The following is a 15668-nucleotide window of genomic DNA, read 5'->3' as shown; positions in this document are numbered from 1 at the left end:
TCGGAGAATACCGAGAATCTATTAATCTATGATGAGGGGGAATTTATATGGGTATTAAAAAGCAATTAGGCATGGGCGTTATGACGGCTGCACTTGGTCTAACGTTAATAGGTGGAGGAACATTTGCATATTTCAGTGATAGTGAGACAACGAACAACACGTTTGCGGCTGGAACGCTTGATTTAGGTGTTGAACCGACGGAGGTGATTAATGTTGAAAACATTCAACCCGGTGATTCCATGACTCGCGATTTTGAACTGCAAAATAACGGTACCGTGGATATGAACAAGGTTCTCCTGGAAACGGATTATTCCGTAACGGATGCAGAAAGTGACAATGTGGATGATTTCGGAAACCATATTCAAGTAGAGTTTTTATACAATGCGGATCAGCTGAATGAAGTAATTTACGAAACAACATTGGCTGATCTGAGAGACATGTCACCTGAAGCTGTTAATGAAGAAGTATTTATTCCTACGCTTGGTGAAGATGGACTTGAAGCCGGTACCAGCGATGACCTTGTTGTCGAATTTACCTTCGTTGATAACGGAGAAGATCAGAATGAATTCCAGGGAGATTCTTTAAATCTGGAATGGACATTTACTGCACAACAAGTTACTGATGATGAAGAATAATAAATTTTAATCTAGGAGAGCTGTGCCATCAATGATGAAAGTCAGTTATGGGCAGCTCTTTGTTTCTCTAAAAATTCATAACGAGGGGAGAGGTTTGAAATGAAGAAACGGGTTCAGCTACTAAGTTACATGTTCGTGTTCGTTCTTCTCCTTACAACGCCAATTACAGCTCTTACACCATCAGCATTTGCCGGGCAAAACATGAAACCAGATGAAGAGCGGGAGAATAACGCGAATCAAGAGATGATCCAGCAAATGATCACACAAATGGACACGGAAGAAAAAATTGGGCAGCTCGTGATGCCATCCACCCATGATAACGAACAAAACATGCCAAATGAAGACACCAAAGAACTTATTCAAGAATACAAAGCCGGATCGGTCATTATTTACGGAAATCGCGATGCTAGCACGACAGCCGCATACAATAATCAACTTCAGGAATGGGCAGCCGAAACAAATATGGGTATTCCATTATTTTCAACGGCTGACCTTGAATATGGTGTCAACCAGCATGTGACCGATGCAACTGCATTTCCTCGTCAGATGGGAATCGCTGCGACGAGAGACTTAGAGGCAGCAGAGGATATGGCAAGTGTCACTGCAAGGGAAATGAAAGCAACAGGTTTTAACTGGAATTATTCCCCCCTTGCTGATGTGAACACCAACCCGAATAACCCGGTGATCGGTGTACGATCATTTGGCGAAGATACAGAGCTTGTCTCAGACATGACGGTTGCACAAGTAGAAGGGTATCAAGAAAATGGCGTATTATCGACACCAAAACATTTTCCGGGGCATGGTGATACGAGTGACGATTCACACTACGATCTCCCTTCTGTCGGTTATGACCGAGAGACATTGGAAGAGGTTCATCTTCCACCGTTTCAAGCTGCCATCGATGCTGGAGCCGACTCGATTATGACGTCTCATGTCATCATTGAAGCTATTGATCCGGAACTTCCAGCAACATTGTCAGAAGACGTTTTAACTGGACTGCTTCGTGAAGAGATGGGTTTTAACGGACTTATTGTAACAGACGCCATGTCGATGCAAGCGATAAAAGATAATTGGGGAGCAGGGGAAGCAGCCGTGATGACCATTCAGGCTGGTGCCGATATTGTCATGGCTACCGGCTCACTTGATGAACAGAAAGAATCATTTGAAGCGCTTCTATCAGCCTATGAGTCTGGTGAACTCACGCAAGAACGCGTTGACGAATCTCTTGAGCGGATTTTAGCCAAAAAAGTCATGTATGGACTTTTTGATAATCGTTATGTTGATCCGGAAGAAGCTACAGACGTTGTGAATACGGAATCCCATAAAGAATTGGCTAAAAATATGGCACAGGACTCGATGACACTGGTGAAAAATGATGATGTATTGCCTTTTGATCCAGAATCCAATGAATCTACTTTTGTCGTTGGTCCGGAGATATACAACCAAAGTTATTATATTGAAGATATAGCTGAGGATGTTCAAAGGAAAACAAACGGGAACGTGGATTACGATGTAACATCTGAAAATCCTTCTGCTGAAGAAATTAATGAAGTTGTCCAGCAAGCTGAACAGGCAGATCGCGTCATTGTTTCAACTTTCTCGGCCGATGAACTCGATCAAGGGCAAAGTCAATTAGTAAACGCACTTGAGGAAACAGAGAAACCGGTGGTATCGATATCTTTAGGCCTTCCATATGACATCAAGGAATACCCGGATGTGGATGCACACATCGCAACATATGCGATAGAAAGATGGGGATCGGCAGTACCGGTTTCATGGGAAGCTGCTGTCGATGTCATTTATGGAGCAAACCCGGGTGGCAAACTACCGGTAACCATTGAAGGCCATTATGAATTTGGCCATGGGGAAAATTATGAAGCTGAAATACCTGAAAATGCAGAAGACATTAAAACACTTGTCGATCAGCTTAAGGACGAAGGAGAGTTCGAAAGTGATACTGCTCCACGTGCGCTGAATCGTCATTTGACCGCTGTAAACCATTATGAAGTACAAGAAGCAGTGGAAAAAGTCATCAAGCATATGCAAGGATTTAATGATTTATTAGATCATCAGCAAAATAATGAGCTGATCTCAGTTGAAGCTTATAATCTGCTGCAATCCCAAGCTGATATGTTAATTGAGAAATGGGAAGCATTTGCTTTTGATTCAGACAGGGCAATGGCCCATATTCGGCATTTGAGTGAAGACATCGGACCACGTGCTCCCGGAAGTGAGGGAGAAGAGGAAGCTTCCGAGTATATAAAAGCTGAATTTGAAAAGCTTGGGTACAACGCGTCTACACAAACATTTGATATTCCTAATGGTGCTCAATCGCAAAACGTGATAGCAGTCAAAGAAGCTGAGGGCATTGAGGACCCTGAAATTGTGTATGTCACTGCCCACTATGATAGTGTGCCGGGATCACCGGGAGCAAATGACAATGGATCGGGAACCGCCGCTCTTCTGGAACTGGCCAAGGTAACGCGGGACGAGCCGGCGAACAAAGAGATCCGTTTTGTGGCCTTTGGTGCGGAAGAGGCAGGTCTCTTAGGTTCCGAGCACTATGTCAGTCAATTATCAGATGAAGAGATTAATAGAAGTGCTGCTAATTTTAATCTGGATATGGTTGGAACAGATTGGGAGCCGGCATCCCAGCTCCATGTCAGTACGGTTGACGGGGAATCGAATACAGTTTGGGAGTCCGTCGATTTAGCCGCCGAAAGATTAGGACTCGATGACAACAGATTGACACGTCATCAATTAGGCAGATCTGATCACGTTCACTTCCATAACGCAGGAATCGATGCTGCACTCTTCATCTGGATGGAACGAGGGACAGAACCGGGCCAAGCTGGTATAGAACCTTGGTATCACTCCCCCGAAGATACCATTGACCGGGTAAGTCCTGAAAAAGTTCAAATGGTTGGTGACTTGATAGATTCTGCCATCTCTGACATTGCCTTTGAACAAGAGCAGGAGACAGAAGCTACCGCCAGTTAATGTCACAATGGGCAGCCGTTCTTTCCGTATAAAAATCCGTAAGAACGGCTGCTTCTTAACTACCGATGGATGTTAGGTATCTTCATTTGATAGATTCATTGTTTTCGTGGTTATAAGACTATCTTGAGGCAATTAGCTATTCTGATTCTGTTTCGTTTCCGTTCGTTTGAAGTGAAGGGATTGCAGGTCAGACACTCAAGTCTAGGGTGTAATTTATGATTGAACAGTGGGCATAGTTCTGCAATTGAACAACCAAAGTGCTTTTTGCGGCGGGATAATGAATTCCTTAGAGAGGAGAAACAAGGATGAAATACAGGCTCATTTCAGTAACGTTGACTTGTCTACTATTCGCTTCGTTGTTCCAGGCAGGCGCTGGAAAAGCTGGGGCTGCCACGCCCTTAGTACAGCCCGGACCGGCAAGCAGCGTGCAAATGTTGCAGCAGCCATTAGATGAAATCGATGGAGTTATTGAGCAGGGGATCACTGATAGATACATGCCGGGGGCTGTCACTTTGGTAGCCCGCTCCGGAACAATTGTTAAAGAAGATGCCTACGGATATGCGGCGCGCTATTTGGACGATGATTTTACAGAAATGGAAAACCCGGTGGAAATGCAAACCGATACGATATTTGATTTAGCTTCTATTACCAAAGTGTTTACAGCAACAGCTGCGATGCATTTATACGAACAGGGTGCATTTAATCTAGATGATCCAGTAGCGGAATACATTCCTGAATTTGCCCAAAATGGGAAATCTGATGTCACAATCAGACAATTGCTGACACACACATCCGGCTTTCCGGCGTGGATTCCGCTTTATCAAACAACGGATTCACGTGAGGAAGCTTATGCAGAAGTATTCTCGACTGCATTAGAGCACGAGCCCGGCACACATTACGGGTACAGCGACTTGAACATGATCACAATTGGGGCATTAATCGAGCAAATCTCCGGCAAACGGCTTGACCAATATATTCAAACGTATATTACCGAACCGCTTGGAATGGCCAATACGATGTTCAATCCGCCCGAATCATTAAAGAACCGTATTGCTGCAACCGAGTATCAGCCACAGACGGAGCGAGAGATTGTTTGGGGTGAGGTGCATGATGAAAACGCCTGGGCGATGGACGGAATTGCTGGTCACGCCGGTCTGTTTTCAACAGCCCAAGATTTAGCGGTATTTGTACAAATGATTCTCAATGATGGTCAATATGATGGCACACGCATTTTGAAGACGGAGACCGTGGAAAAAATGGAAACGAATCAGCTGCCTGATTTTCCTGGTAATGCGCATAGTTTAGCTTGGGAACTGAACCAGGATTGGTATATGGGGGCTTTATCTGAACCATCAACACTAGGCCATACCGGTTTTACTGGCACATCGATCGTAATTAGTCCAAGCAAAGATGCAGTAGCGATTTTACTGACAAACAAAGTCCACCCTACAAGGGAAGCACCGTCCACCAATCCGTTACGTCAGGCAGTGGCCCAGAAGACGGCTGATGCCATTAACGCATGGAGTGCTCATGCGATGAATGAACTTGTAGATGATTTTGCAGCCGAGGACGAATTTTTAAGCGATGAAGATGTCCGAACATTGCAGGTGCATCTAACCGCTATCAGTCATTATGAGGGTACGGGCTCTGCAGAAAAGATCGTGAAACATATGGAAGGCTTTCAAAGATTGCTGGATTATCAGCGGGAAAATGAATTCATTTCTGAAGAGGCCTATGAAACACTCCAAAAAAATGCGGATTATTTGATCGGAAAATGGGATAGTTAATAGGTTTAAACACGCTTTCAAAAAAAGGAAGGAAGTGACGGTAAAATGCGGGCAAAACGACTAATTCCCTTTCTGCTGATCGCTGTGATGCTTTTGATCCTGCCACTGATGCAGCAGGGAAACAACGTGTTGGTAAAAGCCTCCCAGGAGGAAACTGGCAATCTAGAGGAGAAGATTGATGAGGTGTTGGATGACGCGCGGCTGGACGGTGCGGTTACTGGTGTCAGTGTGCGGAGTGCGGAAACGGGCGAGGTGATTTATGAAGAAAATGGCGACATTCGGCTGCACCCGGCCTCCAATATGAAACTGTTGAGTGGAGCGGCTGCAATGGAAACCCTTGGTCCGGATTATCGGTTTTCCACAGAGGTATGGACTGATGGCAATGTGCAGGGATCGGCACTACACGGCGACCTTTATCTGAAAGGGAAAGGCGACCCGACGCTGATGAAAGAAGACCTTGATCAGTTTGCCCAAGATCTGAAGGAGCAGGGAATTGATCAGATTAGAGGGGATCTCGTGGGAGACGACACCTGGTATGACGATGTCCGTCTTTCGCAGGATCTCAACTGGTCGGATGAGCCGTTCTACACTGGCGCACAAATCTCCGCCCTCACCCTTGCCCCAGACACCGATTATGATGCCGGCACTGTCGTAGTAGAGGTCATGGCATCAGAAGAAGCGGGCGGACAAGCAGAGGTGAAAGTCACACCGGAGACGGATTATGTCAATATCATAAACAACACGGAAATGGTGGTATCCTCAGAGGATAAAGATATTTCCATCCAACGGCAGCATGGAAACAACGAAATTGTAATTGAAGGAGAGATGCCAGTTGATGGATCGAACTCCAAATCATGGGTATCCATATGGGAGCCAACCGGGTATGCGATGGATGTGTTTAAAAAATCCCTGGAGGAACAGGGTATCCAAATGATTGGTGATTCATCCGTCACATTTGGCCCGACACCGGAGGATGCAGACCTGTTAGTAGAAAAACAGTCCCAGCCAATCGAGGACATCTACACCCGGTTTATGAAACTGAGCAATAACGGGCATGGTGAAGTGCTAGTAAAAGAAATGGGCAAAGTGCTGGAAGGGGAAGGAAGCTGGGATGCTGGGCTGGACGTGCTTGAGGAAACGGTGGCAGACTTTGGTATGAACACCGATACGATGCTCCTCCGCGATGGTTCTGGCATGTCGCATAAAAACATGATCCCGGCCAACGAGTTTACCGAAATGCTGTACGGGATTCAAGACGAGAGCTGGTACCCGGCATTTGAAGAATCCCTGCCAGTCGCCGGCCATCCAGAACGTTTCGTCGGCGGTACACTAAGATACCGGATGACCGAAGCCCCTGCTAAAGATAACGTATTGGCGAAAACAGGCTCGCTGACCGGCGTATCCGCTTTGTCCGGCTATGTCACTACAGCGGATGAAGAAAAGCTGACCTTCTCAATTATGTTTAATAATTACCTGGCATCATCGGTGAAGGGTATTGAGGATGAGATTGCGACAGTACTGGCAAAGCATGGAGAGGAAGATTCACAGCCGGAGGAGCCAGAAGAGCCAACAGTTGCGGATTTGCAAAATCTTGTTGGTGAATTGGCTGAAGGGGAAGAATTCGTCGACGAGCGAGCAGTACGCCAGGCAGAAATGCATTTAAATGCACTTGTTCAATATGAAAACACCATGGACAAAGCGATTAAACATCTAAACGGATTTAGGACACTGATTGAACATCAGAAGGATAACGACATGATTTCTGAGATGGCTCACGAAGCATTAATGGCTGCATCTGATAATTTATTGGAGCAATGGCAGTAGTGTGTTAGTCTAATAGATTTGATCATGGAAACGCACTGGGAGCAACTATATTTTACCAGGGGGAAATATCCCTCTGCAGTAAGCCATTAAGAAGACAAGACTTAGGGGGAAAAGACGTCCAAACATAGCAAGCTTTAAAAAAGTGCTGGATGTTCAGCAGAAAAAAGCATTAATTCAGAAGAAGCCTATGAAACACTCATAACAGATGCAGATTATTTGATAAGGAAATAGTGATAGGTTAAAAAATTTCAATCCTATAAACACAGAAAGGGGTTTTATTGTGAAGAATAAATCTATAATATTATCAATCTTTATGTCACTGTTACTAATCATCAATATTTTGACACCAGCAGGATTAACTGCTAGTGCACAGGGCATAAAAGATGAACAAACGGCAGAGGGCGACTACGGTATGGTCGTGACCTCACATCCATTAGCCTCTGAGGTTGGAGCAGATGTGTTAAAGGAAGGCGGCAATGCCGTTGATGCGGCTGTTGCGATTCAATTTGCCTTAAATGTTAATGAACCAATGATGTCTGGAATCGGCGGTGGTGGCTTTCTGATGTACTATGATGCCGAGACGGAAGAAGTGTCGGCCATTAACAGCAGGGAGCGGGCCCCAGCAGGCGCAACGCCCGATATGTTTCTTGATGAAGACGGTAATGTGATTCCTTTTCAGGAACGGGTCCGCAGTGGTAAATCAGTTGGTGTACCAGGAACACTAAAAGGCCTTGAAACCGCTCTTGATCAATGGGGCACACGTTCCATGGACGAGCTACTGGAACCTTCCATTGAAATGGCGGAAGAAGGAGTTGAAGTGAACTGGGTGCTTGCTGACGACATTGCTAGTAATGAGGAAAAACTGTCAAATACGGCAGCAAGTGAAGTTTTCCTGCCTGATGGCGACCCATTAGAAGAGGGTGAACTGCTTGTTCAAGAGGATTTGGCTGATACGTTCAGGCTGATTAGCGAGCAGGGGACCGATGCGTTTTACGATGGAGAAATTGGTGAAGCGCTTGCCGAAGAGGTCGAAAAACGTGATGGCAGTATGACAGCGGATGATCTCAGCAACTATGATGTGACCCATGAAGCTCCGGTATGGGGTGATTACAGGGGATATGATATCGCATCCATGGCCCCGCCAAGTTCCGGCGGTCTGACCTTGCTGCAAATGCTGGAAATGTTTGAACAAATGGACCTGACACAATATGGCGTTCAATCAGCTGAAAAATATCATCATATGGCCGAAGTGATGCACCTCGCCTATGCGGATAGAGGTGCCTATATGGGCGATCCTGAATTTGTCGATGTACCAGCTGAAGGGCTGCTTCATCCTGATTATATTGATAGCAGGGTTGAATTGATTGATCCAAATCAGGCAAATGATAATGTTCAGCCAGGAAACCCTTGGGATTACCAGGAAGGAGAGCCATCTGAGGTAAGTGAAAAAGTTAATGACAAAACAGATGGCGAAACAACACATTTTACTGTTGCTGATAGTGAAGGGAATCTTGTTTCCTATACAACAACGATTGAACAAGTATTCGGATCAGGGATAATGGTACCAGATTACGGCATTATGCTGAATAATGAATTAACGGATTTTGACGCGGTTCCAGGCGGGGCAAATGAAGTTCAGCCAAACAAGCGTCCGTTAAGCAGCATGACACCGACGATTGTTTTAGAAGATGGTGAACCTTTCATGACAGTTGGCTCACCGGGTGGAACTACCATTATCACATCCGTCTTGCAAACGATTGTCAATGTGATTGGGTATGATATGGAGCTTAAGGATGCCATTGAAGAACCAAGAATCTATAGCAATGAATATCCGAGTATCCGCTGGGAGTCAGGCATACCGACAGATGTTAGGGAGCAACTCGAGCAAATGGGGCATGAATGGGAATCAAACCCAGGTGAAATCGGAAACGTCAACAGTTTATTACTCGACCTTGAAAGTGGGCATTACATGGGTGCCGCAGATTCGAGTAGAGAAGGAAAAGCTATAGGTATTTCATCCGGTGATTTGCCACCGAACGAGTCAACCGTTGCCTATTTGCAATATCTAGTGGATGAATTAAAAGATGACGGCGAATTTAATGATGAAGGCGCCATCCGTCATGTGGAAACTCACTTAGCGGCGCTAGAACACTATGAAAATACAGATAACATGGATAAAGCAATAGAACATCTGGATGGATTTAAGTTGCTGGTTGAGTATCAGAACGATAATGGATTGATTTCGGATGATGCTTATGAGGAGTTGATGGCGGCTGCTGATGTTTTATTGGAGGAATGGGAGTAGAATGGACTGTAGGAATAGGGCGTGAGTAGAAGCAATCTATTGAAAGGTACCTATAAATGGGCAGGGCAGGTGAAAGGCTGCTCTGCTATATAGCAGACAACGAATCAGTCCTGATAATGAGAAGGAGGAATGATCATGTTTAGGCTACGTCAAACGTTGATAATGGCGGTAATGGTTGTATTACTATTAGGTACGTTTTTACAGGCTTCCGTTGGAAATGCTGCGCAGTCTCAGGGTGATATGGGTTTTGACAAAATTATCAGAAATGGGACGGTCATTGATGGTTCTGGTCTCCCGAAATATGATGCAGACATCGGAATACGAGATGGAATTATCGCTCGTATCGGCAATTTGGAGAATTATGCTGCTGAAAAAGAAGTGGATGCAAATGGGCTGTTTGTAGCACCCGGATTTATTGATCTGCACAGTCACGCATCAACGTCAGCTCTTCAAGAAGCGCAAAGTTCCCTTACGCAAGGTGTTACGACGGAGCTGTTAAATGTTGATGGAGGAGGGCCTACAGATCTTCAGGAGCGTTTTGCGCTTGAAGAAGATGGCCTGGGAATAAACATTGGGGCTTATATTGGATTTAATTCCGTCTGGGAAGAAGTAGTTGGTGAAGAGGATCGACGGGCAACGGAAGCAGAAATCAGTGAAATGCAAGGGTTAGTTACAGAGGCAATGGAAGATGGAGCTTATGGTGTTTCTGCCGGGCTATTCTACAGACCAGCTTATTATTCAACAACGGAGGAAGTAATTGATGTCGTAAGTGCTGCAAGCGAATGGCGCACAAATTTCCCGCATCACATTCGTAATGAAAACAATGAAGTTGTAGAAGCAACAGCTGAAACAATTGAAATTGGAGAAGAAGCAGGGCTCGCTCCTCATATTACACATATGAAGGTAATGGGGCCGGATAACTGGGGTAAATCCGCTGAAACAGTTGGGCTGATCGAAGAAGCAAATGCACGTGGAACCTATGCTACAGCTGACGTTTACCCATACCTTCGCAGTCAGACAGGCCTAACGGCAATTGTTCCCCCATGGGTAGAAGATGGAGGATGGGATGCGATGCTGGAACGATTTGCTGATCCAGAGCTTCGTCCGCAAATTGCAGAGGAAATTGAGGAAATTATGCATAGCCGGGTAGAAGGACCGGAAGATGTATATTTTCCTACCAGGCAAATGACACTTGCTGATTATATGGAAGAAGGTTTCAATTATGACAGAAATGGACAAGCACTGTTAGGTTTTCTCAACTTTGACTATGACAGTGACATAACTTTTGATATTGATGAATTAAACATTCAGGATTTAGATGGAAATACGGCGTTTGACTATGATTTTACCAGTAGTGAGGAATGGGAATCCGAATCATTCGAACAATTATTTTCCTATCCATCCAATGCGGTAAGCTATCTTGTAGAAGAAGATGTCGGAAAAATTGAAATCGATGAAAGAATGCAAGGTAACGCGAGTGCTTATGGAAAAGTCACACCTGTAATGGATGAATTGGAGAACAATAGTGAAGCGTACATGCGCTTTAAAGTCAGTGAAACAGGAAACAACCAGCGAATCAGATTCTGGCTACAAGCTGATGATTTTAGTTCAGGAAGTTCTTTCCCTGTAAATGGTTATGGTATTGAATTACATCTTGGAAATGACAATCTTGTTTTATATGGAAGAGAGGATGGGAGTTCAACGAATTATGGCAGTGTGGACGCCAATATGACAAACGATTGGCAATCATTGAGAATTCGTGTTGAAGATGATCAGCTGATGGTACGCCTATGGAATGATGAGAACGAAGAACCAGAGGAGTGGGACATGGTACAGGAAATACCTGCGCCACAAGACGATGGAGAGGAAGAAGAATTGACGCCAGGTGAAACAACCATGAGGATTTTAGAGACAGAAGGAAGTTTGAGATCCATTTATAATTTCGGTCACGAGGATGATTTTAAACGGATTCTTGATAACCCGACGACGGCAATTGCATCAGATGGAGGTGCTACGACATCAAACAGTACCCATCCAAGAAGATACGGAACACAGCCGCGAGCACTTGGTCAGTATGTAAGAGAAGAGGGACTTACAGATTGGGAAACGATGGTTCAAAAAATGACCGGATTACCGGCAACCATTATTGGAATGACGGATCGAGGATTTATTGCTGAAGGGATGGCAGCTGATATAACGATTTTTGATCCGGAAACCGTCATTGACAATGCAACATTCGATGAACCGAAACAATATGCAGATGGAATCGAATATGTTTTGGTCAATGGCGAATTTGCCCTGGAAGATGGAGAATTAACCGGTTTGCATCCTGGTAAGGCGTTGAAGCGAGCTGCAAACATGCCAAGTCGTCCTATGACCACGGAATCTGTTGACATAGAGGAAGAAGGTGAACTCTATGATATGGATGAACCGGATTCTTTGGCAGAAGCGGAAATGGCATTTGCACTTCAACAGGATGAAGCGGATATAAAAGCTGATGGATCATTCACTGTTCAAGATGAAAGTTCAGACTTAAATTTTGCTGCAACCGGATTTGGAAAAATTCAAGTTGCAGATGGTTGGACGAGCTTTACCGGCCGTGGCCTGCTAAATGAAAGTGAAGAGCGGACATTCATGGTGATAATCGATGAAAATGAGACGATGATAACAGATCAGCGTCCAACCGTCACAATTCAAATCGAAGGGGAGGATGAAATAAGAGGATTTTTGGGTGAGTCAGCAGAGCCTAGAAGTATTGAAGACATGAAGACGCTCGTAGATGAATTCAGGAGTGATGGCGATATAGAAAGTGATGAAACAGTCAGAAACTTGCAAACGCACTTAACTTCTGTTGGTCACTATGAATCTACCGGTTCCATGAATAAAGCTATTCGACACTTAAATAGCTTTAAGCAATTACTCGATTTCCTGGGGACAAATGGAGAGATTTCTGAAGAAGTGGCCACTGTGCTTACGGACCATGCTGAGGCACTTCTTGAGATCTGGGAGTAAGTGTCAATACTTTCCTAAAATTAATAGTAGAAAACAACTTTGATGTAAGGGTAACTCCCTGTAACAGATAAAAATGATTTGTTACAGGGGGATTTTTTTAAAGTAAAGGAGAATCATTATGCCAAAAAGATCGATGAGACAGTTAACTTCTGTATTTCTAATCATTCTTTTGATCACAACTGTTCCCGTAACCGGTTTTGCCGGGGATACTGGAGATCCAAGACAAACCCCAAATTACGGAACAGGCTTCTAGCAATTTGAACATGCATGCTGATCGTTTGCTTGAGGAATGGCGATAGAATATTAGATTTTATAACGATTATATCAATAGATTACCACTGAGCTGATCTTCAATAGATATTAGAAAAATTTTAAGGGAGGGGAACGGTAATGCAAAAGCTCAATTGGAAAAAAAGCATTTCTTTGATGTTGATTTTATTCCTTTTTGTGATGATGGAGACCTTAACGGGAATGACAGTGTCCGGGGAGGGAGGTGATAGTGACAGAGAGGGATATGTATCTGAAATTGCAAGCGGTCCATTAGCTGGTACATCTTTTGACTATTTCTGGTCAGAGCATACGCCGCGAATTGAGGAAGTCGGCCCTATTGATGGACGGGTTGTTTACGTTGGTGCAGCTTGTAATAACAGCGATCCAGTACCCGAAGCTACGGATGAGGGTAATGTGGCTTTAGTAGAACGTGGTGACTGTCTTTTCGTTGAGAAGATGGACAATATAGAGGGCAAGAATTACTCGGCGGTACTGATATTTAACGATCAGCGTACGGACAACGACGGTTGTGATGCTTTTCCGTCTTCCATGTCTACATCTGCTTCAATCCCGATGTTAGCCATTTCGCGTACAGCCGGATTACAATTACTGGGTGAAGCTGGAGAAGAATCAGTGTCATGTCCGGATGGACCTCAGACACAAGCAGAAGTGGGAGATACCGGTGAGAAGGTATTTATTCAAAATGAGTTTGACCCGAATTCAAGGGAGACGGGTTTTGAGCAGAGAAACGGAAATGGGTGGACAGTACCTTCTGAAGAAGCGGCTTTCCTAGAAACAGTTGCGGCAGAATCAGATAGGGTCACATACACTGAGGAGGGAACTTCAGTAGAGGGACGGCCAATATATTTGGTACGTGTTGGTTATCCGGAACCCCCATCAGATGAAGAAATTGCAAGCGGGCGAAATATATTAATACAAGGAACACCACATGGTAATGAGCCTGCTGGACAAGAAATGGCATTGCAAATGCTGCGGGACCTCGCCTTTACTGATGATCCGGAATTGTTGGAGCAGATGAGTGAAACAACAATCCTTTTCATGCCTACACCAAACCCGGATGGGCGTGAAGCTAATCAAAGAGGAAACGGCTGGGGCGTCGATAACAATCGTGACCATCTCAACCTGGCTACACCTGAAATACAGGTAGTAGCAGAAGTCATGAACCAATTCCAACCGGATATTACAATTGATGCGCATGAACGTCCAAGTGGAGCTAATCCGGAAATGGAGATGGTATGGCCTCGTAACTTAAATATTGACCAACCATTACGGGAATTAAGTAAAGAAATGGTACAGGATTATTTGATGCCGGATGTTGAGGAAGCAGGTTTTACCACGGGTATATATGGTTCCCCTAATTCAAGCACAAATGGGAACGAGCGCGTGCTGTCAAATATGCTCGGCTTACGGCACGGGATAGGTTTGATTACGGAATCGGCAGGCAGAGCAAAACCGGAAGCCCGGGTAGAGATGCAGATGGAAACAGCATTATCAGTAATGCGGTTTTATCGGGAACGGTTTGATGATGTGGTACAGGCTGTGACTGAAGCTCCAGATCGCAGGGCAGCTGATGGTGCAAATCAGGAGCCATTCTATCTCGATGGAGCAGACAACCGTGAGCCGCCTGAATGGGCAGTATTAGACCCTGCTGCATGCGGCTATCTCATAAATACTTCACAAGCAGAAGGAATAAGCCGGCATATTGATTTATTTTCACTGCAAACCGAACAGGTCAGTGAGAACGGCATATTTGTTACGATGAATCAGCCGATGATGACGGTGATCCCGTTCCTGCTTGATGAACAGGCAAGATATAACGAGTTGGCCGGCCTGCCGCTGGATAACTGTACAGACTCAGGTGAAGTGGAACCTCCACTTGGAGCACCAAGTTTGGCTAATTTGAAAATACTCGTTGATCGTTTTGAGGAAGAAGGAGAATTTACAAATGATGAAACCGCTCGTTCCGTAAAACTTCACTTGACTGCAATAAGTCAATTTGAAGAACAGGACGAGACAGAGAAGGTTATCAAACATCTGGATGGTTTATTGGATTTGCTTCACCATCAATCAGAAAGCGGTCTGATCTCAGAGGAAGCCTATAACCTTATTGAACCACAAGCTGACAGCTATATGAAAGAGCTAGATTATGCCTTTTATCAAGGATTCATTGGTGAAGACGGAAGTAGCTGGGATTCATCTGATTTTGTGAATCTTCATTCCTGGCCGACGGACCCTGATGGTGTAGTATATACGATACAGGACAACGCCGGACAAATTGAACTGGATAACCGTCAACAGGGTAATGGCAGTGCTTACGGGCGTATCACTCCAGATATGGAAGAGACGGAAAATAGTGAATTGCTGATTCGTTTCCGAGCTAATGAGACAGGCAATAATCAAAGGTTGAGACTATGGCTTCAGTCTGATGCCTTCTCATCAGGCAGTTCGATGCCTGTCAACGGTTTTGGTATTGAGTTGAATCTCAACACGGATGAATTGATTCTTAGAGGTAGATATGACAGCAGTTCCAATAACTTTAATCGAATTGATACGAATATGACCGATGAGTGGCATTGGATACGATTGCGTAAACAGGATAATGAGTTAATGGTTCGTCTTTGGAAAGATGATGTGGAGGAACCTAAAACATGGGATATAGTTCATAGACTCTCCGCAGATGAACAATTGGAAAATCAAACAGGCAGAGCGCTAATGAGTGTTATCAACTTTGATTACGACAGCAGTAATGTATTCACCTTTGATGAGATAATAGTTAGTGATTTGGATCAATGACGTGGATCCTTTTAGCCCCCT

At 44.6% G+C, this 15668-nt stretch carries 8 protein-coding genes; all 8 read left to right on the top strand.

The annotated features are described in order from the left end of the window. Positions 1-47: 47 nt before the first annotated feature. The 8 genes from KFZ58_RS16470 to KFZ58_RS16440 all read left to right on the top strand — a co-directional run bounded on the left by KFZ58_RS16470 (position 48) and on the right by KFZ58_RS16440 (position 15647). Positions 48-635, top strand: coding sequence for a CalY family protein (locus tag KFZ58_RS16470; protein ID WP_235792372.1), 588 nt, complete (start codon positions 48-50; stop codon positions 633-635). Between the two features lie 99 nt (positions 636-734). Further along, a complete protein-coding gene (locus KFZ58_RS16465) occupies positions 735-3635 on the top strand; it encodes a glycoside hydrolase family 3 N-terminal domain-containing protein (protein WP_235792371.1) in 2901 nt (966 codons plus the stop codon). Positions 3636-3940: 305 nt separating this feature from the next. Continuing rightward, positions 3941-5422: a serine hydrolase domain-containing protein gene (locus tag KFZ58_RS16460; protein WP_235792370.1), complete on the top strand. Its 1482-nt coding sequence runs from the start codon at positions 3941-3943 to the stop codon at positions 5420-5422. A gap of 45 nt (positions 5423-5467) precedes the next feature. Continuing rightward, the gene (gene dacB / locus KFZ58_RS16455; RefSeq protein ID WP_370642326.1) at positions 5468-7246 is read left to right on the top strand and encodes a D-alanyl-D-alanine carboxypeptidase/D-alanyl-D-alanine endopeptidase; all 1779 of its coding nucleotides are present in this window, start codon (positions 5468-5470) and stop codon (positions 7244-7246) included. Between the two features lie 277 nt (positions 7247-7523). After that, complete coding sequence (gene ggt, locus KFZ58_RS16450) at positions 7524-9551, top strand: gamma-glutamyltransferase (protein WP_441360289.1); 2028 nt, start codon at positions 7524-7526, stop codon at positions 9549-9551. A gap of 135 nt (positions 9552-9686) precedes the next feature. Beyond that, positions 9687-12563 carry an amidohydrolase family protein gene (locus KFZ58_RS16445; RefSeq protein ID WP_235792368.1) on the top strand — a complete coding sequence of 959 codons (2877 nt, stop codon included), beginning with the start codon at positions 9687-9689 and terminating at the stop codon, positions 12561-12563. Between the two features lie 118 nt (positions 12564-12681). Continuing rightward, the gene (locus KFZ58_RS19220; RefSeq protein ID WP_255694940.1) at positions 12682-12816 is read left to right on the top strand and encodes a hypothetical protein; all 135 of its coding nucleotides are present in this window, start codon (positions 12682-12684) and stop codon (positions 12814-12816) included. Positions 12817-12953: 137 nt separating this feature from the next. Then, the gene (locus KFZ58_RS16440; RefSeq protein ID WP_235792367.1) at positions 12954-15647 is read left to right on the top strand and encodes an FIMAH domain-containing protein; all 2694 of its coding nucleotides are present in this window, start codon (positions 12954-12956) and stop codon (positions 15645-15647) included. Positions 15648-15668: the final 21 nt, after the last annotated feature.

The sequence above is a fragment of the Virgibacillus sp. NKC19-16 genome, from assembly GCF_021560035.1.
Taxonomy (GTDB): Bacteria; Bacillota; Bacilli; order Bacillales; family Amphibacillaceae; genus Virgibacillus_L; species Virgibacillus_L salidurans.
The sequence above is the reverse complement of the archived record's forward strand: the minus strand, read 5'-3'. Positions and strand labels throughout refer to the sequence as shown.

Excerpts from the sequence above, each read along its gene's own strand:
- dacB (WP_370642326.1), top strand. The coding sequence starts at position 5,468 with ATGCGGGCAAAACGACTAATTCCCTTTCTGCTGATCGCTGTGATGCTT.
- KFZ58_RS19220 (WP_255694940.1), top strand. The coding sequence starts at position 12,682 with ATGCCAAAAAGATCGATGAGACAGTTAACTTCTGTATTTCTAATCATT.
- KFZ58_RS16440 (WP_235792367.1), top strand. The coding sequence starts at position 12,954 with ATGCAAAAGCTCAATTGGAAAAAAAGCATTTCTTTGATGTTGATTTTA.
- KFZ58_RS16445 (WP_235792368.1), top strand. The coding sequence starts at position 9,687 with ATGTTTAGGCTACGTCAAACGTTGATAATGGCGGTAATGGTTGTATTA.
- KFZ58_RS16465 (WP_235792371.1), top strand. The coding sequence starts at position 735 with ATGAAGAAACGGGTTCAGCTACTAAGTTACATGTTCGTGTTCGTTCTT.
- KFZ58_RS16470 (WP_235792372.1), top strand. The coding sequence starts at position 48 with ATGGGTATTAAAAAGCAATTAGGCATGGGCGTTATGACGGCTGCACTT.
- KFZ58_RS16460 (WP_235792370.1), top strand. The coding sequence starts at position 3,941 with ATGAAATACAGGCTCATTTCAGTAACGTTGACTTGTCTACTATTCGCT.